The sequence below is a fragment of the Klebsiella sp. FDAARGOS_511 genome (assembly GCF_003812845.1).
In the GTDB taxonomy this organism is placed as follows: Bacteria; Pseudomonadota; Gammaproteobacteria; order Enterobacterales; family Enterobacteriaceae; genus Klebsiella; species Klebsiella grimontii.
Genome location: NZ_CP033824.1, coordinates 3,594,709 through 3,619,170, shown reverse-complemented (window position 1 = coordinate 3,619,170; position 24,462 = coordinate 3,594,709). Strand labels below are relative to the sequence as shown.

25 protein-coding genes and 1 other RNA gene are annotated in these 24,462 nt (G+C 54.6%); 16 read left to right on the top strand and 10 right to left on the bottom strand.

From position 1 onward, the window contains the following. Positions 1 to 19: 19 nt before the first annotated feature. The 3 genes from EGY08_RS18445 to sstT all read left to right on the top strand — a co-directional run bounded on the left by EGY08_RS18445 (position 20) and on the right by sstT (position 3,730). Positions 20 to 1,009: a Gfo/Idh/MocA family protein gene (locus tag EGY08_RS18445; RefSeq protein ID WP_123828736.1), complete on the top strand. Its 990-nt coding sequence runs from the start codon at positions 20 to 22 to the stop codon at positions 1,007 to 1,009. Positions 1,010 to 1,259: 250 nt separating this feature from the next. Further along, a complete protein-coding gene (locus EGY08_RS18440; RefSeq protein WP_123828735.1) occupies positions 1,260 to 2,228 on the top strand; it encodes a TerC family protein in 969 nt (322 codons plus the stop codon). Positions 2,229 to 2,482: 254 nt separating this feature from the next. Further along, positions 2,483 to 3,730, top strand: coding sequence for a serine/threonine transporter SstT (sstT, locus tag EGY08_RS18435; protein WP_004125486.1), 1,248 nt, complete (start codon positions 2,483 to 2,485; stop codon positions 3,728 to 3,730). A gap of 13 nt (positions 3,731 to 3,743) precedes the next feature. On the opposite strand, the gene EGY08_RS18430 is transcribed toward sstT, so the two are convergent. From EGY08_RS18430 to uxaC, 3 genes are all read right to left on the bottom strand, one after another. Beyond that, on the bottom strand, positions 3,744 to 4,298 hold the full coding sequence (locus EGY08_RS18430; protein WP_123828734.1) for a YgjV family protein: 555 nt from the start codon (positions 4,296 to 4,298) through the stop codon (positions 3,744 to 3,746). A 194-nt stretch (positions 4,299 to 4,492) separates the two neighbouring features. Next, positions 4,493 to 5,980 carry a UxaA family hydrolase gene (locus EGY08_RS18425; RefSeq protein WP_004125490.1) on the bottom strand — a complete coding sequence of 496 codons (1,488 nt, stop codon included), beginning with the start codon at positions 5,978 to 5,980 and terminating at the stop codon, positions 4,493 to 4,495. An 18-nt stretch (positions 5,981 to 5,998) separates the two neighbouring features. Beyond that, complete coding sequence (uxaC, locus tag EGY08_RS18420; protein WP_123828733.1) at positions 5,999 to 7,411, bottom strand: glucuronate isomerase; 1,413 nt, start codon at positions 7,409 to 7,411, stop codon at positions 5,999 to 6,001. Positions 7,412 to 7,893: 482 nt separating this feature from the next. On the opposite strand from uxaC, the gene EGY08_RS18415 reads away from it, so the two are divergent. The 11 genes from EGY08_RS18415 to EGY08_RS18365 all read left to right on the top strand — a co-directional run bounded on the left by EGY08_RS18415 (position 7,894) and on the right by EGY08_RS18365 (position 15,515). Continuing rightward, positions 7,894 to 9,195, top strand: coding sequence for an MFS transporter (locus tag EGY08_RS18415; RefSeq protein WP_004125495.1), 1,302 nt, complete (start codon positions 7,894 to 7,896; stop codon positions 9,193 to 9,195). A 127-nt stretch (positions 9,196 to 9,322) separates the two neighbouring features. Continuing rightward, positions 9,323 to 10,099 (top strand): transcriptional regulator ExuR, encoded by a 777-nt coding sequence (exuR, locus tag EGY08_RS18410; RefSeq protein ID WP_123828732.1) that lies wholly within the window; start codon positions 9,323 to 9,325, stop codon positions 10,097 to 10,099. Between the two features lie 338 nt (positions 10,100 to 10,437). Beyond that, the gene (gene yqjA / locus EGY08_RS18405; protein WP_004125499.1) at positions 10,438 to 11,100 is read left to right on the top strand and encodes a DedA family general envelope maintenance protein YqjA; all 663 of its coding nucleotides are present in this window, start codon (positions 10,438 to 10,440) and stop codon (positions 11,098 to 11,100) included. A gap of 8 nt (positions 11,101 to 11,108) precedes the next feature. After that, positions 11,109 to 11,486 (top strand): EnvZ/OmpR regulon moderator MzrA, encoded by a 378-nt coding sequence (mzrA, locus tag EGY08_RS18400; protein WP_162626098.1) that lies wholly within the window; start codon positions 11,109 to 11,111, stop codon positions 11,484 to 11,486. A gap of 150 nt (positions 11,487 to 11,636) precedes the next feature. Beyond that, positions 11,637 to 12,005, top strand: a complete 369-nt coding sequence (locus EGY08_RS18395) for a DUF1090 domain-containing protein (RefSeq protein ID WP_004125504.1) — start codon at positions 11,637 to 11,639, stop codon at positions 12,003 to 12,005. A 46-nt stretch (positions 12,006 to 12,051) separates the two neighbouring features. Then, positions 12,052 to 12,357: a DUF883 family protein gene (locus EGY08_RS18390; protein ID WP_004125506.1), complete on the top strand. Its 306-nt coding sequence runs from the start codon at positions 12,052 to 12,054 to the stop codon at positions 12,355 to 12,357. Between the two features lie 2 nt (positions 12,358 to 12,359). After that, entirely contained in the window at positions 12,360 to 12,758 is a 399-nt protein-coding gene (locus EGY08_RS18385; RefSeq protein WP_004125508.1) for a phage holin family protein, read from the top strand. Next, the gene (locus EGY08_RS18380; RefSeq protein ID WP_004125510.1) at positions 12,755 to 13,054 is read left to right on the top strand and encodes a YqjK-like family protein; all 300 of its coding nucleotides are present in this window, start codon (positions 12,755 to 12,757) and stop codon (positions 13,052 to 13,054) included. The genes EGY08_RS18385 and EGY08_RS18380 overlap by 4 nt, the downstream gene beginning before the upstream one ends. A 324-nt stretch (positions 13,055 to 13,378) precedes the next feature. Beyond that, positions 13,379 to 13,771: a DoxX family protein gene (locus EGY08_RS18375; protein ID WP_004125512.1), complete on the top strand. Its 393-nt coding sequence runs from the start codon at positions 13,379 to 13,381 to the stop codon at positions 13,769 to 13,771. A gap of 262 nt (positions 13,772 to 14,033) precedes the next feature. Next, positions 14,034 to 15,020, top strand: coding sequence for a glutathione S-transferase family protein (locus EGY08_RS18370; protein ID WP_049113435.1), 987 nt, complete (start codon positions 14,034 to 14,036; stop codon positions 15,018 to 15,020). A gap of 126 nt (positions 15,021 to 15,146) precedes the next feature. Beyond that, positions 15,147 to 15,515 (top strand): DUF805 domain-containing protein, encoded by a 369-nt coding sequence (locus EGY08_RS18365; RefSeq protein WP_004105984.1) that lies wholly within the window; start codon positions 15,147 to 15,149, stop codon positions 15,513 to 15,515. 37 nt (positions 15,516 to 15,552) lie between these two features. Here the strand turns inward: EGY08_RS18365 and EGY08_RS18360 are convergent, their stop codons facing one another. Continuing rightward, the gene (locus tag EGY08_RS18360; protein ID WP_049113438.1) at positions 15,553 to 16,449 is read right to left on the bottom strand and encodes a LysR family transcriptional regulator; all 897 of its coding nucleotides are present in this window, start codon (positions 16,447 to 16,449) and stop codon (positions 15,553 to 15,555) included. Between the two features lie 104 nt (positions 16,450 to 16,553). Here EGY08_RS18360 and EGY08_RS18355 point away from each other — a divergent pair, with 104 nt between their 5' ends. Continuing rightward, positions 16,554 to 17,255: a pirin family protein gene (locus EGY08_RS18355; protein WP_004125522.1), complete on the top strand. Its 702-nt coding sequence runs from the start codon at positions 16,554 to 16,556 to the stop codon at positions 17,253 to 17,255. A gap of 24 nt (positions 17,256 to 17,279) precedes the next feature. Then, positions 17,280 to 17,441 carry a hypothetical protein gene (locus EGY08_RS30780; protein ID WP_004125524.1) on the top strand — a complete coding sequence of 54 codons (162 nt, stop codon included), beginning with the start codon at positions 17,280 to 17,282 and terminating at the stop codon, positions 17,439 to 17,441. 33 nt (positions 17,442 to 17,474) lie between these two features. Here the strand turns inward: EGY08_RS30780 and EGY08_RS18350 are convergent, their stop codons facing one another. The 6 genes from EGY08_RS18350 to garP form a co-directional block, all read right to left on the bottom strand. Beyond that, the gene (locus EGY08_RS18350; RefSeq protein ID WP_123828731.1) at positions 17,475 to 17,885 is read right to left on the bottom strand and encodes a Spy/CpxP family protein refolding chaperone; all 411 of its coding nucleotides are present in this window, start codon (positions 17,883 to 17,885) and stop codon (positions 17,475 to 17,477) included. 1,411 nt (positions 17,886 to 19,296) lie between these two features. Then, positions 19,297 to 19,675: RNase P RNA component class A (rnpB, locus tag EGY08_RS18345), an RNA gene on the bottom strand. Between the two features lie 32 nt (positions 19,676 to 19,707). Next, entirely contained in the window at positions 19,708 to 20,853 is a 1,146-nt protein-coding gene (gene garK / locus EGY08_RS18340) for a glycerate 2-kinase (protein ID WP_112167199.1), read from the bottom strand. A gap of 65 nt (positions 20,854 to 20,918) precedes the next feature. Beyond that, positions 20,919 to 21,809: a 2-hydroxy-3-oxopropionate reductase gene (garR, locus tag EGY08_RS18335; RefSeq protein WP_004105999.1), complete on the bottom strand. Its 891-nt coding sequence runs from the start codon at positions 21,807 to 21,809 to the stop codon at positions 20,919 to 20,921. Positions 21,810 to 21,837: 28 nt separating this feature from the next. After that, positions 21,838 to 22,608: a 2-dehydro-3-deoxyglucarate aldolase gene (gene garL, locus EGY08_RS18330; RefSeq protein ID WP_004125534.1), complete on the bottom strand. Its 771-nt coding sequence runs from the start codon at positions 22,606 to 22,608 to the stop codon at positions 21,838 to 21,840. A 28-nt stretch (positions 22,609 to 22,636) separates the two neighbouring features. After that, positions 22,637 to 23,971: a galactarate/glucarate/glycerate transporter GarP gene (gene garP, locus EGY08_RS18325; protein WP_123828730.1), complete on the bottom strand. Its 1,335-nt coding sequence runs from the start codon at positions 23,969 to 23,971 to the stop codon at positions 22,637 to 22,639. Between the last annotated feature and the right edge of the window lie 491 nt (positions 23,972 to 24,462).

Below are 24,462 nucleotides of genomic sequence, written 5' to 3'. Positions count from 1 at the left end.
ACGGAGTTCGTCAACGTTTATGATACGTTTCGCAGTTGTTGGCACAAACTGGATAACCAAGCAGTTTGTCGATGCCGCCCATGAAACCGGCAAATATAAACTCACCGCCATCTACTCCCGCAGCCTTGAGCAAGCCCAGGCCTTCGCCAGTGACTATCCCGTCGAACATCTGTTCACTTCGCTGGAAGATTTAGCGCAAAGCCCTGACGTTGACGCGGTCTATATCGCCAGCCCAAACTCGCTGCACTTCCCGCAAACCCGCCTGTTTCTACGCCATAAAAAGCACGTGATTTGCGAAAAACCGTTGGCCTCGAACCTGCAGGAAGTCGAAGCCGCGATTAAAACGGCGCGGGAAAATAACGTGGTCCTCTTCGAAGCGTTCAAAACCGCCTGCCTGCCAAACTTCCTGCTGCTTAAACAGTCGTTCGACAAGATCGGCAAGCTGCGCAAAGCCTTTATTAATTACTGCCAGTACTCTTCCCGCTATCAGCGCTATCTCGATGGCGAAAATCCCAATACTTTCAATCCGGCCTTCTCTAACGGCTCGATCATGGACATCGGCTTTTACTGCCTGGCCTCCGCGGTGGCGCTGTGGGGCGAGCCTCGCGCGGTGCACGCAACCGCCAGCCTGCTGGAGAGCGGCGTTGACGGCCAGGGCACGGTTGTTCTGAGCTACGGAGATTTCGATGTCACCCTACACCACTCGAAGGTAAGCGATTCGGCCATCCCGAGCGAAATTCAGGGCGAAGCCGGCGCGCTGGTGATCGAAAAAATCTCCGAATGTCAGAAAGTCTGCTTCGTGCCGCGGGGCGGCAAGTCTCAGGAACTCACCCAGCCGCAGCATATCAATACTATGCTGTATGAAGCGGAGGAGTTCGCTCGTCTGGTTGAAGCCAACGAGGTGGCTCATCCGGGTCTGGAAGTAAGCCGCATCACGGCGAAGCTGCTGAGCGAAATTCGTCGCCAGACCGGCGTGGTCTTCCCGGCGGATAGTCAATCGGTGGCGTAAAGCTGTGTAAATGGTCCGTCGACCTCCATTGACGCCATTTATAACCTGTAATACTTTGTTACGCGCAAAGGGGAGTAACTTCCTTGCCGGCCGATCGTCATTACGATGCGTGAAAAACCGCATCCGGTCGCCGGGCAACAGATTCTTGTTGTAAGTGAGACCTTGCCGGAAGGCGAGGTCTATGCATAAAAGCGCAGCGGCTGCCGTCTTCCGACGTCAGCCGTTTTGTTTTTATGTAAGGAATATCGTAATGAATACTGTCGGCACACCGTTGTTATGGGGCGGATTCGCAGTGGTCGTGGTCATCATGCTGGCTATCGATCTGCTGCTGCAGGGACGGCGTGGTGCGCATAGCATGACCATGAAGCAGGCCGCTGGCTGGTCCATCCTCTGGGTTACCCTCTCGCTGCTGTTTAACGCCGCTTTCTGGTGGTATCTGGTGCAGACCGAAGGTCGCGCCGTGGCCGACCCGCAAGCGCTGGCGTTCCTCACAGGCTACCTGATCGAGAAAGCGCTGGCGGTGGATAACGTCTTCGTCTGGCTGATGCTGTTCAGCTACTTTGCCGTTCCGCCTGCGCTACAGCGCAGAATACTGGTCTATGGCGTACTGGGCGCGATCGTACTGCGTACAATCATGATCTTCGCCGGCAGCTGGCTGATTTCCCAGTTCGAGTGGCTGCTCTACGTCTTCGGCGCATTCCTGCTGTTTACCGGCGTGAAGATGGCGCTGGCGAAAGAGGATGATTCCGGCATCGGCGATAAACCGCTGGTGCGCTGGATCCGTAATCATCTGCGCATGACGGATAAAATCGAGGGTGAGCGCTTCTTTACCCGCCAAAACGGTGTGCTCTACGCGACGCCGCTGCTGCTGGTGCTGATCCTGGTTGAGCTGAGCGACGTTATCTTTGCCGTCGACAGTATTCCCGCCATCTTCGCCGTGACCACCGATCCGTTTATCGTGCTGACCTCAAACCTGTTCGCGATTCTCGGCCTGCGCGCCATGTATTTCCTGCTGGCTGGGGTTGCGGAGCGCTTCTCCATGCTGAAGTATGGCCTGTCGGTAATTCTGGTGTTTATCGGGATCAAAATGCTGATCGTCGATTTTTACCATATTCCCATCGGCATTTCGCTGGGCGTGGTCGGTGGTATTCTGACATTGACGCTGCTTATCAACGCCTGGGTCAATAAGCAGAACGATCGGAAAAAACAGCTGCAGTAAGAAATAAACGGCCGGGTGAAGACCCGTTTCACCCGGTCGGCAACGTTCACCGCGCATTATTCTTACTCATGTCACAAAATAGTTAATACATAGTTAAAAAATAAGATCCCAACGCGATAAACAGCATTTTACCCTTCCACAACAGCGTTCTTTCCGTATACTCAACCAGGCAAACATCTATTTACATCCGGACATAAACGTTACAAATAACACGTAGCCGGGACGAAAAGCGACATCACTGGAAGGAATGAATTATGGCAACCCCATCACCCCGATCGACCCTGCTACGGCGACTGGCTCAGGGCAGTCTGGTCAAACAAATTTTAATTGGTCTGGTACTCGGCGTACTGCTGGCGACGGTCTCAAAACCGGCCGCCGTGGCGGTTGGACTGCTGGGTACGCTGTTCGTCGGCGCGCTGAAAGCGGTAGCGCCGGTGCTGGTGCTGATGCTGGTCATGGCCTCCATCGCCAACCATCAGCAGGGGCAAAAGACCAGCATCCGCCCGATTCTGTTCCTCTATCTACTGGGGACTTTTGCTGCCGCGTTAACCGCGGTGCTGTTTAGCTTCCTTTTTCCGTCAACGCTGCACCTGAGCGCGGCGGCAGAGAGCATCACCCCTCCGTCGGGTATCGTCGAAGTCCTGCGCGGGCTGCTGATGAGCATGGTTTCTAACCCCATTAACGCGCTGCTGAACGCCAACTATATCGGGATTCTGGTATGGGCCGTCGGTTTAGGGTTCGCGCTGCGCCACGGCAATGAAACTACCAAAAATCTGATTAACGACATGTCCCACGCGGTAACCTTTATCGTTAAAGTGGTGATTCGCTTTGCGCCGCTGGGTATCTTCGGCCTGGTCGCTTCCACGCTGGCGACGACCGGTTTTGAAACCCTGTGGGGCTACGCCCAGCTGCTGCTGGTACTGGTTGGCTGTATGCTGCTGGTGGCGCTGGTGATTAACCCGCTTCTGGTGTTCTGGAAAATCCGCCGCAACCCGTATCCGCTGGTGATGACCTGCCTGCGCGAAAGCGGCGTATACGCCTTCTTTACCCGCAGCTCCGCCGCCAACATTCCGGTGAATATGGCCCTGTGCGAAAAGCTGAATCTGGATCGCGATACCTATTCGGTCTCTATTCCGCTGGGCGCGACCATTAACATGGCCGGCGCGGCGATTACCATCACGGTTCTGACCCTGGCCGCCGTGCATACGCTTAATGTTCCGGTCGATCTGCCGACCGCGCTGCTGCTGAGCGTGGTCGCCTCGCTGTGCGCCTGCGGCGCTTCCGGCGTGGCGGGCGGGTCGCTGCTGCTGATCCCGCTGGCCTGTAATATGTTTGGTATCCCGAACGATATCGCCATGCAGGTGGTCGCCGTGGGCTTCATCATCGGCGTTCTGCAGGACTCCTGCGAAACCGCGCTGAACTCCTCGACCGATGCGCTGTTCACCGCCGCCGCCTGTATCGCTGAAGACGATCAGCTGGCGAAAAACGCCCTGCGCAGTTAATCTTTCCCCTCCGCTAACGCGCGGAGGGGTTCTCTTCCTGCACCGCCTTTTCCGCTTTAAACGGATCGATACCGCGCTTTTGCATCCGCCGGAAACGGATGATGTTCATACCATTCATTAGCAGGAAGCTGCCTTCAATCAGGGTGCCGCCGATCGAACCCAGCCAGGCGTTGTGGATAACCCAGCAGGCGGTCGAACACCACATGACGCAGCGGACGGTTAACCCCGAGCAGCAAAAGAGCGCCCAGGTGCTGGCCAGCGTGCCAATAATTGGCAGCAGCTCCATAGCATGCTGCAGCTTTGCCAGCCCCAATACCAGGGTGAGCACAATAAACACGGTCATTACCCACAGCTTACGGGTATGCATAGAGATAAGGGTTCGGACGGTATTGAGCTCAGCACTCATGCCCGCCGGATACGCGCCCATCAAAAAGAAATGTACGCCAATGGTGGCGCTGTAGACGGCCAGCTGCAGCTTAAAGCGGCGCTCATCGCGGTTGAAAAAGGTCGTAATACCGATCAGAAAGGCGATAACGCCGACGCCTTGGGCAAGCCAATACGCGGTCATGAAAAGTCCTTATAAAACAAAACGGCGCATCATTATCTGAAACGCCGCTTCCGGAATACCGCCCTTTTATTACTCTAAAGATTTCGCGCCACAGCAAGGCGGCAAGTTTAGACATCCCCGGGAGCTTACTGAAGTAAGTGACCGGGGTGGATAAATGCTGCCAACACAGCGGTGGTGCGAAAGATGACGAGTAATTAAAGGGTGACGCCGCTTTTGAAAATAGCCAGCTCGCGGAAATCATTACGCTCATTGCAGGTCTGCTTACCGTTCGCAAAGGCCACAATGGTATCGACAAACTCCTCCAGCAGCTGCGGCATCGCTTTACCGTGAATCAGCTGACCGGCATCGAAGTCGATCCAGTGCTTTTTCTTCGCCGCCAGTTCGCTGTTAGTGGCAATTTTTACCGTCGGCACGAAACCGCCGTACGGCGTGCCGCGCCCGGTACTGAAGAGCACCATATGGCAGCCCGCGCCGGCCAGGGCGCTGGTCGCTACCGCGTCGTTGCCCGGGGCGCTCAGCAGGTTCAGGCCGTGCACTTTTAGCCGCTCGCCGTAGCGCAGGACATCGACCACCTGGCTGGAGCCCGCTTTCTGCGTGCAGCCCAGCGACTTATCCTCCAGCGTCGTGATACCGCCCGCCTTGTTGCCCGGCGATGGATTCTCGTAAATCGGCTGGTCATGAGCGATAAAGTACTGTTTGAAATCATTAACCATCGTCACCAGCTTGCCAAACGTCTCTTCATCACGACAGTGGCTCATCAGCAGCTGCTCGGCGCCGAACATTTCCGGCACTTCGGTCAGGACGGTGGTGCCGCCGTTGGCAATCAGATAATCCGAGAACCGACCCAGCATCGGGTTAGCGGTAATGCCGGACAAACCGTCAGAGCCGCCGCACTCAAGGCCAAACTTCAGTTCGCTCAGTTTACCCGGCTCGCGCCTGTCGTGACGCATGACGTCATATAGCTGACGCAGATGCTCCAGCCCGGCTTCCACTTCATCATCCTGGTGCTGGCAGACCATAAAGTGAACGCGCTCAGGGTCGAACTCACCCAGCGTTTCGCGGAAGGCGTCAACCTGATTGTTTTCGCAGCCCAGACCGACCACCAATACCGCCCCGGCGTTCGGGTGACGCACCATGTTTTGCAGCATAGTGCGGGTGTTAATGTGATCGTCCCCGAGCTGCGAGCAGCCGTAGGTGTGGCTGAAAAGGTGAACGCCGTCGATACCTTCCGCGTCGTTGGTTTCCTTCAGAAAACGGTTCTGCATCTGGCGCGCCATGGCGTTGACGCAGCCGACGGTCGGTAGGATCCACAGTTCGTTGCGCACCCCGACTTCGCCGTTAGCGCGACGATAAATCTGGATGTCGCGATCCGCCGGCTGCGCGGCGGGCTCGCTAAGATCCGGTTGATAGCTATACGCGTCGAGATCGCTCAGGTTAGTACGCGTATTGTGGGAGTGAATATGTTCCCCCGGCGCAATATCCGCCAGCGCATGTCCTATCGGCAGACCATACTTAATGACGTTGTCTCCCTTCGCAATCCCGCGCAGCGTAAACTTATGCCCGCGCGCAATATCCTGAGCCAACGTGACCGTATCGCCGTCAATGGTGACTACCGAGCCTGCCGCCATATCCGCCAACGCTACCGCGACGTTATCGTGCGAATGGATTTTAATGTATTGCATATCAACCGACCTCTGGTCTTAGTTCAGTTCAATGGCGAAGTAGTCACGCGCATTGTTAAAGCAAATGTTTTTCACCATCTCGCCCAGCAGTTGAATGTCCGCAGGGGCCTCTCCCGCTTCAACCCAGCGGCCAATCATCTGGCACAGGATGCGGCGGAAGTATTCATGACGGGTGTAGGAGAGGAAGCTGCGGCTATCGGTCAGCATGCCGACAAAGCGGCTCAGCAGGCCAAGCTGCGCCAGCTGGGTCATCTGACGTTCCATACCGTCTTTCTGATCGTTAAACCACCAGCCGGAACCGAACTGCATCTTGCCCGGCATGCCTTCGCCCTGGAAGTTGCCGATCATGGTGCCCAGCACTTCGTTGTCGCGCGGGTTCAGACAGTAGAGGATGGTTTTTGGCAGCAGATTTTCTTCGTTCTGTTTGCTGAGCAGTTTGGACAGCTCTTCCGCCATCGGACGGTCGTTGATGGAGTCAAAACCCACATCCGGCCCTAACAGCTTGAACTGACGCAGGTTGTTATTGCGCAGCGCGCCGATGTGATACTGCTGTACCCAGCCGCGGCGGGCATATTCTGCGCCGAGGAACACCAGAACCGCGGTTTTGAACTGCGCGACTTCACGTTCGCTGAGAGTTTCATCGGCCAGACGGCGCGCCAGGATACTATCCAGTTCGCTTTCGTTGGCTTCCGCGAACAGCACCACGTCCAGCGCGTGGTCAGAAACTTTACAGCCGTGAGCGGCAAAGTGATCCAGACGTTTGGTCAGTGCGGACTGCAGGTCGGCAAAGCGGCGAATATCGGTGTCAGACACTTCGCCCAGCTTCGCCATGTAGTCGTTGAAAGTTGCCTGCTCAATATTGAACGCTTTGTCCGGGCGCCAGCTCGGCAGCACTTTGACGGAGAATGAGCTGTCTTTCGCCACGGAGGCGTGATGCTCCAGCGAATCGACTGGATCGTCGGTGGTGCCGACCATTTTCACGTTCATCTGCTGCATGATGCCGCGGGCGGAGAAGCTCTCCTGCGCCAGCAGATCGTTGCACTGATTCCAGATTTCATCCGCCGTTGCCGGCGAGAGCACCTTACCTGTAATACCAAAAGGGCGGCGCAGCTCAAGATGGGTCCAGTGGTATAACGGGTTACCGATGGTATGCGGTACGGTGGCCGCCCAGGCGTCAAATTTCTCGCGATCGGAGGCGTCGCCGGTGCACAGACGCTCTGCTACGCCGTTGGTGCGCATCGCGCGCCACTTGTAGTGATCGCCTTTCAGCCAGATGTCATACAGATTTTTGAAGCGATAATTCTCGGCAATCTGCTGCGGCGGCAGGTGGCAGTGATAGTCGAAAATCGGCTGGTCTTTCGCGTAATCGTGGTACAGGCGGCGGGCAAACTCGGTATCAAGCAGGAAATCTTCGGTCATAAACGGTGTCATTTTCGTGTCCTCTTCGCCCCCGAAGGAGCCCATCAGATGATTGACTATAATGCTGACAAAGTTATCACACCAATTTCCACAGACCGAAGTATTTTTCGTGAGTTAGATCAATAAACGACGACAAAAAAAGTACCATCAAAGGAGTAAACTCCCCGCCAAAGCGCGCCAGCTCTGGCCTTTGTCGCAAGAATGAATGCCCACACAAACTTTCCCACTTTTGTGACGTCACTCAACTTTTGAAGTTGTATGACAAGTTATCTTGCTGCCGTCAAAACATATAAACCGACGGAATGCATTACCGACGAATAATCACGTCGGATTTACCGGTATGGACACCGAATTTAGACACAACAGTTGATGGCAAGGTTCGGGCCATACGAGGTTTCCTCTCCTGAACCCTCCGTTTCACCTTCTTCGCCTCAGTGACAGGGCTGGAAGATAGCCGCACCCGCTGCGGATATATAACAAACGATGAGGTTTACATGCGTAAAATTAAAGGGTTACGTTGGTACATGATCGCACTGGTGACGTTAGGTACCGTGCTGGGGTACCTGACGCGTAACACTGTGGCGGCAGCTGCGCCGACTCTGATGGAAGAATTACACATCTCCACCCAACAGTATTCCTATATCATCGCGGCCTATTCCGCTGCCTATACCGTCATGCAGCCCGTTGCCGGCTACGTGCTGGACGTGTTAGGTACTAAAATCGGCTATGCCTTCTTTGCGATCGCCTGGGCGGTGTTCTGCGGCTCTACGGCGCTGGCGGGAAGCTGGGGCGGTCTGGCGCTGGCGCGCGGCGCGGTGGGTGCCGCCGAAGCGGCAATGATCCCTGCGGGCCTGAAAGCCAGCTCCGAATGGTTCCCGGCAAAAGAGCGTTCTATCGCCGTTGGCTACTTCAACGTCGGCTCCTCGATCGGCGCCATGATTGCCCCGCCGCTGGTGGTTTGGGCCATCGTGATGCACAGCTGGCAGATGGCGTTTATCATCTCCGGCGTTCTGAGCTTTGCCTGGGCGATGGCGTGGCTGGTTTTCTACAAACACCCGCGCGATCAGAAAAAATTAACGGAAGAAGAACGCGACTACATTATCGGCGGCCAGGAATCTCAGCATCAGACCAACAACGGCAAGAAAATGTCGCCGTGGCAGATTCTGCGCAACCGTCAGTTCTGGGGTATCGCCCTACCGCGTTTCCTTGCCGAGCCGGCGTGGGGGACCTTCAACGCCTGGATCCCGCTGTTCATGTTTAAAGTCTACGGCTTTAACCTGAAAGAGATTGCGATGTTTGCGTGGATGCCGATGCTGTTTGCCGACCTCGGCTGCATCGTTGGGGGCTATCTGCCGCCGCTGTTCCAGCGCTGGTTTGGCGTTAACCTGATCGTTTCGCGTAAAATGGTGGTGACCATGGGCGCGCTGCTGATGATTGGCCCGGGGATGATCGGTCTGTTCACCAGCCCGTTTGTCGCCATCGCCCTGCTGTGCGTCGGCGGCTTTGCTCACCAGGCGCTGTCCGGCGCGTTAATCACCCTCTCTTCCGACGTATTTGGGCGTAACGAAGTGGCGACGGCGAACGGCATGACCGGTATGGCCGCCTGGCTGGCGAGCACCATGTTCGCCCTGGTGGTCGGCGCGCTGGCGGACACTATCGGCTTTAGCCCGCTGTTCGCCGTGCTGGCGGTTTTCGATGTGCTGGGCGCCGTGGTTATCTGGACCGTGCTGAAAAATAAATCAGCGGATGACGACAGTACGCCGCTCGAGACGAGTAAACCCGCCACGCAAAGCTAGACGCAGGCGAGTTGCCTCCACCCGAAGCCGCCTTGATACAGGCGGCTTTTTCGTCTGTTTTTATGGTGAGAAGCGCGTAAAAGTGGTATAACAAATCCAATATTGTCGCCATCTCCCGGGAGCGAATATGGAAATCACTGAATCGCGTCGTCTGTATCAGCAGCTTGCCGCTGAGCTTAAGTCGCGCATTGAACAAGGCGTCTACCTTGTGGGCGATAAGCTACCCGCAGAGCGGTTTATCGCTGATGAAAAAAGCGTGAGTCGTACCGTGGTTCGCGAAGCCATCATTATGCTGGAAGTTGAAGGCTACGTTGAGGTTCGCAAAGGCTCCGGCATCCACGTTATCTCCAATCATCCAAAACATCAGCAAATTGCCGATGAATCGCTGGAATTCGCCAATTATGGTCCTTTTGAGCTGTTGCAGGCCCGCCAGCTGATAGAAAGCAATATAGCCGAATTCGCGGCGACTCAGGTGACCAAGCAGGACATCATGAAGCTGATGGAAATCCAGGAAAAAGCGCGTAAAGAGAAGTGCTTTCGCGATTCCGAATGGGATCTTCAGTTCCATGTCCAGGTAGCGCTGGCGACGCAAAACACCGCGTTAGCCGCGATCGTAGAAAAAATGTGGACCCAGCGCGTGCATAACCCGTACTGGAAAAAACTGCACGACCATACCGACTCGCGTACCGTCGATAACTGGTGCGACGATCATGACCAAATTCTTAAGGCGCTGATTCGCAAAGATCCGCATGCAGCGAAGCTGGCCATGTGGCAGCATCTGGAAAATACTAAGCTGATGTTATTCAACGAAACCAGCGATGACTTTGAATTCAATGCCGATCGCTACCTCTTTGCCGATAATCCAGTGGTTCACCTCGATACGGCCGCCAACGGCGTAAAATAGACGCTTATCCTCATACCGGGCAGCGATTCCTTCACTGCCCGCAACGCCCTCAGGGTAAGCAAAGCATATATAGTGTCAGCCTGTGTAAATACACTCGCCACCCTCCTTCGCAATCAGCAAAATCAGAATGCAACAAACTGCAATTTCTCTGACGTAAAGTCAGCGGGTTTGTTACAATTAGATGCATTTTGTCGTTCTGAGAGTTAGCTTTGGCTTACTTCACTTTTAAACAGGGAACCGTTCAGAGCGCAGCAGCGACCCTAATCTAATAAAAAGCTATGTCGCCGTGCATATACCGCGTTCAGACGTGCCGTTAACCGATGTACCAGGAATCGTGAATGGAACTATTAACTCAATTATTGAATGCCTTGTGGGCTCAGGATTACGAAACTCTCGCGAATCCATCCATGATTGGCATGTTGTACTTTGTCTTATTTATGATTTTGTTCCTTGAGAACGGTTTACTGCCTGCCGCCTTTTTGCCCGGCGATAGTCTGCTGGTGCTGGTCGGTGTCCTTATTGCCAAAGGCGCGATGGGCTTTCCGGAAACCCTGCTGCTGCTTACCGCGGCGGCAAGTCTCGGCTGCTGGCTAAGCTATATCCAGGGCCGCTGGCTGGGTAATACGCGAATCGTACAAAACTGGCTATCGCACCTCCCCTCGCACTACCACCAGCGCGCGCATCATCTGTTCCATAAGCACGGGCTTTCCGCGCTGCTGATTGGCCGTTTTATCGCCTTCGTTCGTACGCTGCTGCCGACCATCGCCGGACTATCCGGCCTGAGCAGCGCACGCTTCCAGTTTTTTAACTGGATGAGCGGTCTGCTATGGGTCCTGATTCTGACCTCCCTGGGGTACCTGCTGGGGAAAACGCCGGTATTCCTGAAGTATGAAGATCAGCTGATGTCCTGCCTGATGCTGCTGCCCGTCGCGCTGCTGGTATTTGGCCTGATTGGTTCGCTGATTGTCCTGTGGAAGAAAAAATACAGAAGCCGGGGCTAACAATGGCGATGCAACGATCCTCTCTGCGTCAGATAAGTTGGGTGCTGGGCGGTTCGCTACTCCTGTGCGGCCTGTTCTGGCTCTGGCTCACCGTGCAACAGCAGGAGTCGACCCTGGCTATTCGTCCCGTCAGCCAGGGTATCAGCATGCCGGACGGTTTTTCCGTCTGGCATCATCTCGACGCTAACGGCATCCGCTTTAAAAGCATTACGCCGCAAAATGACGGCTTGATCATCAAGTTTGACTCCAGCGCTCAGGGAGCCGCGGCAAAAGAAGTTTTGGGCCGCGCCCTGCCGCATGGCTATATTATCGCGTTACTGGAAGATGATGATTCGCCTACCGCCTGGATTTCACGCCTGCGCGATACCCCGCACAGATTCGGCTAATGCACGAAAATTCCGAATATTTTCACCCTGTTTGGTGATTTCCCGTTTTACTTACTATCATTAAGTCTGCGGGAGTCACCAGGCTCACGTTAATCAACTGGATAGGGTATATCCTCCAGATATTCCCTCACACAATGGAAGGTTTTATCCATGAAACACCGCATTGCTTTGATCCTGGTTCTGTCTTCACTGAGCGCCAGTGCCTTTGCCATCTCCCCTTGTCAGGAAAAAGAACAAGATATTCAGCGGGAGATCAGCTACGCCGAAAAACATCATAACCAGCACCGTATTGATGGTCTGAAACGGGCGCTTAGCGAAGTGCAGGCAAATTGTAGCGACAGCCAGCTCAAAGCCGATCACCAGAAAAAAATCGCCAAACAGCAGGCAGAAATAAGCGAACGCCAGAATGACCTGCGCGAAGCCGAACAGAAAGGCGATGCTGATAAAATCAGCAAGCGTCAACGTAAACTTGATGAAGCGCAGCAAGAACTGAAAGCGCTACAGTCTCGCGAGTACTAATCGATTAAGCAAGACCAATATGGACCACTTTCACAGGAGATAAAACATGGCTAAAGATAACGTTGCAGAAGACCTGCGTGCGGAACTGAAAACGCTGGCTGATACCCTGGAAGAAGTGCTGAACTCCTCCACGGATAAGTCGAAAGAAGAGATTGGTAAACTGCGCAGTAAAGCCGAAAGCGCGCTGAAAGAGAGCCGCGTTCGCTTGGGTGAAACCAGCGACGCCATTGTGAAGCAAACGCGCGAAACCGCTGCGCGTGCGGATGAATATGTCCGTGAAAACCCGTGGACCGGCGTAGGGATTGGTGCTGCCGTCGGGCTGGTGCTGGGTGTCCTGCTGACGCGTCGTTAATTATGGCGAACTCTCAAAACACGCAAGGGCCGGGGCAAAGCGTTTTCGGCATTGGCCAGCGGATAGTCACCCTGCTGGTCGAAATGGTCGAAACGCGCCTGCGCCTCGTCGTCGTGGAGCTGGAAGAGGAGAAGGCCAATCTCGTCCAGCTATTCCTGATGCTTGGGCTGACGCTGCTGTTCGCCGCGTTCGGCCTGATGAGCATGCTGGTACTCATCATCTGGGCCGTCGATGCGCAATATCGGTTAAACGTGATGATCGCTACCACCGTGATTCTGCTGCTGGCGGCGCTCATTGGCGGGGTCTGGACGTTACGCAAAGCACGTCGTTCAACGTTCCTGCGCCTGACCCGCCAGGAGCTGGCTAATGACCGGGCATTGCTGGAGGATGACAAGTCATGAGCCGCGACCAGCAGGAACGCGAACGACAAAAGGCGCTTTTGCTACGTCAAATCCAACAGCAGCGGCTGGATCTCAACGCCAGTCGCCGCCGCTGGCTTGAGGCGACCGCGCCTATCGACCGTGGCTGGAACACCCTGCTCAACCTGCGTTCATGGGCAATGGTTGGCAGCGGCCTCGTCGCCGTATGGTCCGTTCGCCATCCGCGCTTTTTGCTCCGCTGGACAAAACGCGGCCTCGGTATCTGGAGCACCTGGCGTATGGCTCGCAAGCTGTTGCAGCAGACCGCATCGCGCTAAGGCTGATTTCTCACGTCTGGGTTATGTCAGCCGGGTCAGGTGCCAGCCGCCGCCCGGCATCAATATCGTCATGTTGTACCCATCAGATTTTCCCTTCTGCTCGCCGCCCTCATCACTCTTACGCTACGCCGCTATAACATCCTTTATATTCATTTCGTTTATCAATAATTGCTCAGAAACTTTGAAAAAGATCTACAGTTTTCCTTGCTAACAATCACATCTCATCCTCGCTAATATCCTCTCCATCGACAGCAAGCCCGCGTAACTACGCAGGATTGCACCAAAAAACGAAATCGCCGCCCTTTGGGTTTCCTGGAGTAAGAAATGAAAAAATTAGAAGATGTTGGTGTACTGGTAGCGCGCATTCTGATGCCCATTCTGTTTATCACCGCAGGTTGGGGAAAAATCACCGGTTATGCGGGTACTCAACAATATATGGAAGCCATGGGCGTCCCTGGGTTTATGCTGCCGCTGGTTATCCTGCTTGAGTTCGGCGGCGGTCTGGCAATCCTGTTCGGTTTCCTGACCCGTACCACCGCGCTGTTCACCGCAGGCTTCACCGTGCTGACCGCGTTTCTGTTCCACAGCAACTTTGCTGAGGGCGTGAACTCGCTGATGTTCATGAAAAACCTGAGCATCGCAGGCGGCTTCCTGCTGCTGGCTATCACCGGTCCGGGCGCGTTTAGTATCGACCGCGTACTGAATAAAAAGTGGTAAGCGCACTATACTAGTAAATAAAAAAGCGAGGGGACTTCTCCTCGCTTTTATTATCTATACCCTAAATAATTCGAGTTACAGGACAAAACGGTTAACCGTTTTGAACAGCGCTTGCGCTGGCCCTGAAAGGGTGAGTCCCGTAGGGGCGAATCACGCGGCGACGCAGTGAATCCCCGGGAGCTTACTCTAGTAAGTGACTGGGTGAGCGAGGAAAGCCAACGCACAAGCAACTTGAAGTATGACGGGTATAAAGGAGGAAATAATGGGACAATTAGTTGACGGCGTCTGGCACGATACCTGGTATGACACCAAATCCACCGGGGGGCGATTCAAGCGTTCTGTTTCCGCCTTTCGCAACTGGCTAACCGCCGATGGCGCGCCGGGCCCAAGCGGCGAAGCCGGGTTCGCTGCGGAAAAAGACCGTTACCATCTGTACGTTTCTCTTGCCTGTCCATGGGCGCATCGCACCTTAATTCTGCGCAGCCTGAAAGGGCTGGAGCCGTTTATTTCCGTCTCAGTGGTCAACCCCCTGATGTTTGAAAACGGCTGGACTTTCGACGATAGCTTCCCGGCAGCCACGGGCGATACCCTCTACCAGCACGAATTTCTCTATCAGCTCTATCTGCACGCCGATCCGCACTACAGCGGGCGCGTTACGGTGCCGGTATTGTGGGACAAAAAACAGCAAACCATCGTCAGCAATGAGTCGGCGGAAATCATCCGCATGTTGAATACCGCGTTTGACGGACTGGGTGCCCGCGCAGGGGATTACTACCCGCCTGAGCTGCGCGCGCAAATTGATGAGCTGAACGGCTGGATCTATGACAACGTCAACAACGGGGTCTATAAAGCCGGATTCGCCACCAGCCAGCAGGCGTATGACGAAGCGGTCGATGGGGTATTTACGTCTCTGGAGCGTCTGGAACAAATCCTTGGCCAACACCGCTTCCTGACCGGCAATCAACTGACGGAGGCCGATATTCGTTTGTGGACCACCCTGGTTCGTTTCGACCCGGTGTATGTGACCCACTTTAAATGCGACAAACGCCGCATCAGCGATTATCTCAATCTTTATGGCTTCCTGCGCGACATCTACCAGATGCCGGGCATCGCGGAAACGGTGGACTTCGCCCATATTCGCAACCATTACTACCGTAGCCATAAGACGATCAACCCGACCGGGATCATCTCCGTCGGCCCGCAGCAGGATCTTAACGAACCGCACGGCCGCGATCTTCTCTTCCGCTAAGCGATTGGGCGCGATTTACCGCGCCCAATAATTCACAAAACAAATATTTACCACCATTTCATTCACGTCTATTCTTATTTCGATCGCTTTAAAAACAAGTGATTGACGGCTAATCGAGGCGTAAAAATGGACTGGTATCTTAAAGTATTAAAAAATTACATTGGATTTGGCGGCCGCGCCCGGCGCAAAGAGTACTGGATGTTTATTCTGGTCAACATCATCCTGACCGGCGTACTCAGCATTATTGATAAAATGCTCGGATGGCAGCGCGCAGGAGGAGAAGGCATTCTGACGACCATCTATGGCGTGCTGATATTCTTACCGTGGTGGGCGGTGCAGTTTCGTCGATTGCACGACACCGACCGCTCGGCATGGTGGCTGTTATTACTGCTGATCCCCGTGATCGGCTGGCTAGTGATCCTGGTCTTCAATTGTCAGAACGGCACTCCCGGCAATAATCGCTTCGGGCCGGATCCCAAACCGACCTCCTACTGAATAATGCGCCCCTCGTTAAAAAGGGGCGCATTTTGTTTTATCTAGCCATAAATAGCTTCGGAATTTCCCGCAGACACCATGATTTCGCCTCCCCCATGCTGTCCCGGCGCCAGGCCATAATAATGTCGATCTCGTTACTGTACTCCGGGCTGACCACCCGCAGGCGCCCTTCGGCAATATCCTGCTCAACCAGCGGATACGGCATCGTGGCGACGCCCAGTCCTGCCAGCAGGGCCTGGCGTTTATCTTCGATCGAGCTCACTGTTAATCGCGGCTGTTTGTCGAGTAGCTGCACCGTCAGCACCGGACGTTCGCGGGCGGTGTCCGCCACCGCCACGCCGCGGTACTTAACGCGCGTCACTTCAGAGAGCGGCTCCGGTTCCTGGTGAATGGGATGGTCAGGCGCGGCAACGTAGACGCTCATGACCGAGTAGAGCTTACGGGAGTTAATTTCCGAGGAAGAGCGAAAATGCATATCCGGCGCAACGACAATATCCGCCCGCCCCTGCTCAAGGCGCTCCCATGCTCCGGCCAGCACTTCGGTAATAATCGACAGCTGAGTGTTCGATTTGGTCGCCAGCTTTTCAATTAACGGAAACAGGTCGGTGGTGGGTACCAGCGCCTCGGTGACGATGGTCAGGTGCGTTTCCCAGCCGCGCGATAGCGCTTCGGCATCGGTTGTCAGCTTATCCGCCGCTTCCAGCAGAACGCGCCCGCGCTCGAGCAGCATTCGGCCAACGTTGGTGAATTTTGTTCGATGACCTGAACGGTCAAACAGAACGACATCCAGCTCTTCTTCCAGCTTTTGCATGGTATAGCTGAGCGCTGAAGGCACTCGACCAAGCTCATCAGCCGCCGCCGCAAAGCTTCCGCGCCGGTCAATCGCATCCATAACGCGTAACGCTTCCAACGTTAATGCTCTCTCTTTAGCCATCGTTCTCTCATTCAGGAAATTTGAACATACCGGGCAGAATATCTGGCTAACAATACAGCGTCCATACCTTTACCATTGATTTAGTGTAAAGAGAGGTCAAGAAGATGATTACAACCCGAACAGCCAAACAGTGCGGTCAAGCCGACTTCGGCTGGCTGCAGGCCCGCTACACCTTTTCCTTTGGCCACTACTTCGACCCGAAATTGCTAGGTTACGCGTCGCTACGCGTGCTCAACCAGGAAGTTCTGGCGCCCGGCGCGTCGTTCCAGCCGCGTACCTATCCGAAAGTCGACATTCTGAACCTGATACTGGAAGGTGAAGCGGAATACCGCGACAGCGATGGCAACCATATCCAGGCTAAAGCTGGCGAAGCGCTGCTGATCTCTACCCAGCCCGGCGTGAGCTACAGCGAGTACAACCTGAGCAAAGAGCGCTCGCTGACGCGAATCCAGCTGTGGCTGGATGCCTGTCCGCAGCATGAAAATCCGCTTGTGCAAAAAATCGCTATCGCCGAGGGAGCGCAGCAGCTGCTGGCTTCGCCGGACGGCAGCCAGAAGAGTCTCCAGCTGCGCCAGCAGGTATGGATCCACCATATCAATCTGGCGAAAGGCGAGCAGCTTAGCGTGCAGCTCCACGGCCCACGGGCCTACCTGCAGTCGATTCACGGCACGGTGCATGCGCGGGTACAGGAAGAAGAGAAACAGGCACTGACCTGCGGCGATGGCGCGTTTATTCGTGACGAAGCTAACATTACCCTCGTTGCCGATACGCCGCTGCGCGCTTTGCTGATAGATTTACCTGTGTAACAACGGCGGTAAGGGAGTGTGTCAGTGGGCAAGAAGAAAACAAAAAAAGCGGCGCTAGCAGCGTCGCAGCCGCAGCCAGAAACCATGACAACGGTTAGCTTTGGTTATGAAGAGATGTTGAGCGAACTGGAGGCGATCGTCGCAGAAGCGGAGATACGGCTCCAGGAAGAAGAAAGCGTCGCCTGACGTCAATATCGGCCCCAGCCGGGGCCGATAGATTTACTCACTCAGCGCCTGAGCTAAATCTTTTTGTACCTGCTTACGCTGTTCTGGCGTCAGGACCTGATTGACATCAAAATAGTACTTCACGCGATAATAGCGAACCTGCTGTTCGACTTTACTAAACGCCGCCAGCTGATCTTTGACCGCTTTTTCATTCCATTTTCCGGAATCGATCACATCAAATAATACGCCGTCTTTAATATCTTTCTGGGAGATCTGCTGAACGCTTTTCTCCAGCTGTTGATGCAGGTTTTTAATTTTCGTTACCTGATCGTTGGTCAGTTTTAAGTGCTGGACGATCGGATCCTGCGCCGGGGCTGGCGCAGCGTTAACATCCGCAGCCTGTGCCGCCATTGAGAAGCCCGTGGCGAGGAGGGTTGTCATTGCAATGCGAGTCATTAATTTCATTTTAGTTTTATCCTGATTAATTATCACCGATGTGGCCGGCCATTATTTTTCAGAAGCAGATGAAGAAATGTAAAAAATAGTTCGCATAAATGTATGTAAATCAGGAAATATATAAAAGGCACGAATGCTATAATTAAATTCATTTATTTAAAATATATAAAATAAGCGAGGATAACGCATAACCGCATGAGTCATAATGCGGTTGATGGCAGGCCTGCTTCCCCACCTTGTGCCCGCTTTCTTGTCAGGTGGCGGCTAACGCCTTACCTGACCTACTCCCCCCGCCTCCTATGCCCGCTAGCGTCATGGACAGGTATTCATCTGTCCTGTGTTTCAACCTGCCATAGGAAGCAAAACGCCCCGCCATCACTGGCAGGGGTTGTGTAAAAAGTTGAAGCTGACCGTTAAGCCGCTTTCTTTTGGGTATAGCGTCGTGGACAGGCATTCATCTGTCCTGTGTTTCAACCTGCCATAGGAAGCAAAAACCCCCGCCATCACTGGCAGGGGTTGTGTAAAAAGTTGAAGCTGACCGTTAAGCCGCTTTCTTTTGGGTATAGCGTCGTGGACAGGCATTCACTGCCCCTGTGTTTCAACCTGCCATAGGAAGCAAAAACCCCCGCCATCACTGGCAGGGGTTGTGTAAAAAGTTGAAGCTGACCGTTAAGCCGCTTTCTTTTGGGTATAGCGTCGTGGACAGGCATTCATCTGTCCTGTGCTTCAACCTGCCATAGGAAGCAAAAACCCCCGCCATTTCTGACGAGGGTTTTCTGAAAAGTTGAAGCTGACCGTTAAGCCGCTTTCTTTTGGGTACAGCGTCGTGGACAGGCATTCATCTGTCCTGTGTTTCAACCTGCCATAGGAAGCAAAAACCCCCGCCATTTCTGTCGAGGGTTTTCTGAAAAGTTGAAGCTGACCGTTAAGCCGCTTTCTTTTGGGTATAGCGTCGTGGACAGGCATTCATCTGTCCTGTGTTTCAACCTGCCATAGGAAGCAAAAACCCCCGCCATTTCTGACGAGGGTTTTCTGAAAAGTTGAAGCTGACCGTTAAGCCGCTTTCTTTTGGGTATAGCGTCGTGGACAGGCATTCATCTGTCCTGTGTTTCAACCTGCCATAGGAAGCAAAAACCCCCGCCATTTCTGACGAGGGTTTTCTGAAAAGTTGAAGCTGACCGTTAAGCCGCTTTCTTTTGGGTATAGCGTCGTGGACAGGCATTCATCTGTCCTGTGTTTCAACCTGCCATAGGAAGCAAAACCCCCGCCATTTCTGACGAGGGTTTCTGAAAAGTTGAAGCTGACCGTTAAGCCGCTTTCTTTTGGGTATAGCGTCGTGGACAGGCATTCATCTGTCCTGTGTTTCAACCTGCCATAGGAAGCAAAAACCCCCGCCATTTCTGACGAGGGTTTTCTGAAAAGTTGAAGCTGACCGTTAAGCCGGGTTCTGTCGTGGACAGTCATTCATCTAGGCCAGCAATCGCTCACTGGCTCAAGCAGCCTACCCGGGTTCAGTACGGGCCGTACCTTGTGAACCCCTATTTGGCCTTGCTCCGGGTGGAGTTTACCGTGCCGCGAACTGTTACCAGACGCGCGGTGCGCTCTTACCGCACCCTTTCACCCTTACCTGATCCCACTTGCGTGGGCCATCGGCGGTTTGCTCTCTGTTGCACTGGTCGTAGGCTTGCGCCTCCCAGGCGTTACCTGGCACCCTGCCCTATGGAGCCCGGACTTTCCTCCCCTCCGCCCGTCTCCCCCGAAGAGGACGACGACGAAGCGGCGACTGTCTGGTCAGCTTCGGCGCGCAGTATAGAGGGTTTGCCAGCGGTTGTCATCCTTCCGTCGCCATTCCGACCTGCAATGTCGCCGCAATATTACGCGACGCACGATAAATATTGTCCGCCGCGCCGCGAAACGCCTCTTCCAGCGTCGTTACGCTGTTCAGCACGCTAAACACCGCATCAATCCCATACTGGTGAACCACGCCCACGTCGCGGGTCAGACTACCGGCAATGCCAATTACCGGTTTATGATACTTTTTCGCCACGCTCGCCACGCCAACCGGCACTTTACCGTTAATGCTCTGGCTATCCAGCCGACCTTCGCCGGTCACCACCAGCGAACAATCGAGGATATGCTCTTCCAGATTCAGCGCCTGGGTCACGATTTCAATCCCGCTGCGTAATTCAGCGTTCAGGAACGCCATCAGCGCGGCGCCCATACCGCCCGCCGCGCCCGCACCGGCAACCTGCTTCACATCGACATGCAGATCGGCCTTAATAACGTCCGCATAGTGCGCCAGGTTGCTGTCCAGCTCGCGGATCATCGCTTCGGTAGCCCCTTTCTGCGGGCCAAATATCCTTGATGCGCCGGTATCGCCGATCAGCGGATTGGTGACATCGCAGGCCACCCGAATGGCGCAATCATGCAGCCGCGCATCGAGACCGGTAATATCTATCGAATTCAGACTACACAGGCTACCGCCGCCGTGGCCGATCTCCGCGCCATTGGCATCGCAAAGACGCGCGCCCAGCGCCTGCACCATCCCCGCGCCGCCGTCGTTGGTGGCGCTGCCGCCAATGCCAATGATGATATTTTTCGCCCCATGATCCAGCGCCTGCAAAATCAGCTCGCCGGTACCGCGCGACGTCGTCAATAGCGGGTTACGCTGAGCGGGCGGCACCAGCCCCAGCCCGCTGGCCGCAGCCATTTCGATAAACGCGGTTTTGCCATCGCCGGAAAGCCCCCAGCAGGCATCCACCGGGACGCCCAGCGGCCCCGTCACGCAGGCGCTCATCTCGGTTCCCTGCGTCGCGGCAATCATCGCCTCAACGGTCCCTTCGCCGCCATCGGCGAGAGGAACCTTCACGTAGAGCGCATCGGGGAAAATTTCCCGAAAACCTTTTTCTATAGCCTGGGCAACCTCGGTAGCCGAGAGGCTTTCTTTATAAGAGTCTGGGGCGATTACGATTTTCATAGTTATGTAGCCTGACAGTGCCGCGCAAGGCAAGAATTACAGGGCGCGCATCCGCGCCCTTCTTGTTAGCGAGTGACTTCCACTTTCGCCAGTTTTTCGTAGTAGCATGCAAGCGCGCTATGGTCGGCGGTACCCAAACCGTCGGCGCGCAGCGCCTGCATCATCTCCATCACCGCGGCGGTAAGCGGCAGCTGGGCGCCCACGCCGTGGGAGGTGTCCAGCGCGTTCGCCAGATCCTTAATATGCAGATCGATACGGAAGCCCGGCTTGAAGTTGCGGTCCATTACCATTGGCGCTTTGGCATCCAGCACGGTACTTCCGGCCAGCCCGCCGCGGATGGCCTGATATACCAGATCCGGGTTCACGCCCGCTTTGGTCGCCAGCGTCAGCGCTTCGGACATCGCCGCAATGTTCAGCGCCACGATCACCTGGTTAGCCAGCTTGGTCACGTTGCCCGCGCCGATCTCGCCGGTATGCACCACGGAACCCGCCATCGCTTTCAGCAGATCGTAATATTTGTCGAAAATCGCTTTATCACCGCCCACCATCACCGATAGCGTACCGTCGATGGCCTTCGGTTCGCCGCCGCTGACCGGCGCATCCAGCATATCGACGCCTTTCGCTTTCAGCGCTTCGCTGATTTCGCGGCTCGCCAGCGGCGCGATGGAGCTCATATCGATCAGCACGGTGCCCGGCTTCGCGCCTTCGATAATGCCGCCTTCGCCCAGCGCCACTTCTTTCACGTGCGGCGAGTTCGGCAGCATGGTGATGATCACATCGCACTGCTCGGCAATCGCTTTCGCTGATGCCGCGGTTTCTGCGCCTGCGGCAATCACCTCGGCAATCGCTTCCGGGTTACGGTCAGCAACCACCAACGAGTAACCTGCCTTGAGGAGGTTTTTACTCATTGGTTTACCCATGATACCGAGGCCAATAAAACCAACTTTCATTGTCATGTCTTTATCTCTCTAGTTTCGGTGGTGGTTATTTCTTAAAGGAATCAGCCAGTTTTTGCGTGGCAGAGCGGAATACGCCCAGGTCGCTGCCGACGGCGACAAAGGTCGCGCCCCATTCCAGATAGCGCCGCGCGTCGGCTTCAACCGGCGCCAGAATACCGCTCGGCTTACCGTGCTTTTTCGCGCTGGCAAAAATGTGCTGAATCGCTTTCTGCACTTCCGGATGGGAAGCATTACCCAGATGACCCAGCGCAGCGGCCAGATCGCTTGGGCCGACAAAAATACCGTCCACGCCCGGCGTGGCGGCTATCGCATCAACGTTATCCACGCCCTGCTGGCTCTCGATTTGCACGAGAATGGTGATATTTTTGTTCGACTGCACGAAGTAATCCGGTACGGTGCCAAACATATTGGCGCGGTGCGAAACGGATACGCCGCGAATGCCTTCAGGCGGATAGCGGGTTGAGGCAACGGCGTTAACTGCCTGCTCTTCCGTTTCGACAAACGGAATCAGGAAGTTATAAAAACCGATATCCAGCAGGCGCTTAATGATCACCGGTTCGTTGGTTGGTACGCGGACGACCGGCGCGCTGGCGCTGCCTTTCAGTGCCATCAGCTGCGGGATAAAGGTGGAGATGTCGTTCGGCGCATGTTCGCCGTCCAGTACCAGCCAGTCGAAACCTGCAAGGCCTAAAACTTCGGTGCTAATTGGGCTCGCCAGCGCGGACCAGCAGCCAATCTGAACCTGATGCGCCGCCAGGGCCGCCTTAAATTTATTCGGGAAGATATCGTTATTCATCACTTATACCTTGTCACTTAACCGTTAATTATTTCTGCAGTTCCATGCGTTTGATGTCGCCGACCACAAACAGATAGCAAACCATCGCCATCAGGGCCGAGCATCCGACGAAGACCAGCGCTGCGTTGAATGAGTGCAGCTCGCTCACCAGGTAACCGATAACCAGCGGGGTTACGATGGAAGCGACGTTACCAAAGACGTTAAAGACGCCGCCGCACAGGCCGACAATCTCTTTCGGCGCGGTATCGGAAATCACCGGCCAGCCCAGCGCGCCGAACCCTTTACCGAAGAAAGCCAGCGCCATCAGGGTCACCACCAGCGCGGTGTTATCGGTGTAGTTACACAGAATGATGGTGGAAGCCAGCAGCATTCCGAGGACGATCGGCAGCTTACGCGCCACGGTGATGGAACAACCGCGTTTAATCAGATAGTCGGAGATCACCCCGCCCAGCACGCCGCCGGCAAAACCGCACAGCGCCGGAATCGATGCGACCAGACCCACTTTCAGAATCGACATGCCCTTTTCCTGCACCAGATAAATCGGGAACCAGGTGAGGAAGAACCAGGTGATGGTATTGATAAAATATTGGCCGAAGAACACCCCCAGCATCATGCGGTTGGTCAACAGCTGCTTGATATAGTGCAGTTTAGGTCCGTTGGCCGCCGCGCTGCCGGGCTTTTTATGGTCCATATCAACCACTGCGCCGTTCTCGGAGATAAACTTCAGCTCCTCTTGCGTCATGCGCGGGTGCTCGGTGGGGTTATGGATCAGTTTTACCCACAGGCCGGTCAGCACAAAACCAATCACGCCCATGACGGTGAAGACGTGCTCCCAACCCCAGGCAAAGGTCAGCCAGCCCAGCAGCGGCGAGAACAGCGCCAGAGAGAAATACTGCGCAGAGTTAAAAATCGCCGATGCGGTGCCGCGCTCTTTCGTTGGAAACCACGCAGCGACGATACGGGCGTTTGCCGGGAAAGATGGCGCTTCAGAGAAACCCAGCATAAAGCGCATAAAAAACATGGAGATACCCACCCACGCCAGCGGAAACATATCCACAAAGCCTTGCAGGAAGGTAAACAGCGACCAGAAGAACAGGCTGTAAGAGTAGACTTTCTTCGAGCCAAATTTATCGAGCAGCCAGCCGCCGGGGATCTGCATCAGCAGGTAGGCCCAGCCGAATGCGGAGAAAATATACCCCATTGAGACCGCGCTCAGCTGCAGTTCTTTCGCCACCTCTGTACCGGCGATCGAGAGCGTCGCCCGGTCGGCATAATTAACAGCGGTAACAATGAAAATGATCAACAGAATTAAATATCGAGTTGGCACTTCCTTTTTCTGTTCTATCATTGCATCCAGACTCATCTAATATTCCTCAGGTACAACACACCTTCCATTATTTATTTTGGCGTGATTCTTCATTATTCATAAATCAATATCAGGAAGTATCGATTTACCTATCCGGCGCATTGCAAGCATGACTCAGTATAATCAGCTCATGGTATTTAATCACTGTGCATAACCCCCACAAAGAGATAACAAAAACCATTATAATTGTGCAAATGCAATAATCAGTGGGCGCTGATGCACAATTCCAGTGATTTCCTTCTATGCCTGACGCCCTCTCGCAAAAACGAGTGATTTAGATCACATTTTTAAATCTAAACACCTGACATTCTTAATTCCATAAATCTGAGCATCAGAAATTGAATATACCCTAAATATTTCGAGTTGCATGAAGACGGCAACGCAGGGAGTCCCCAGGAGCTTACTAAAGTAATTAACCGGGGTGAGCGAGGAAAGCCAACGCACATGCAGCTTGAAATATGACGGGTATAAACGTTTTATTTTATTAT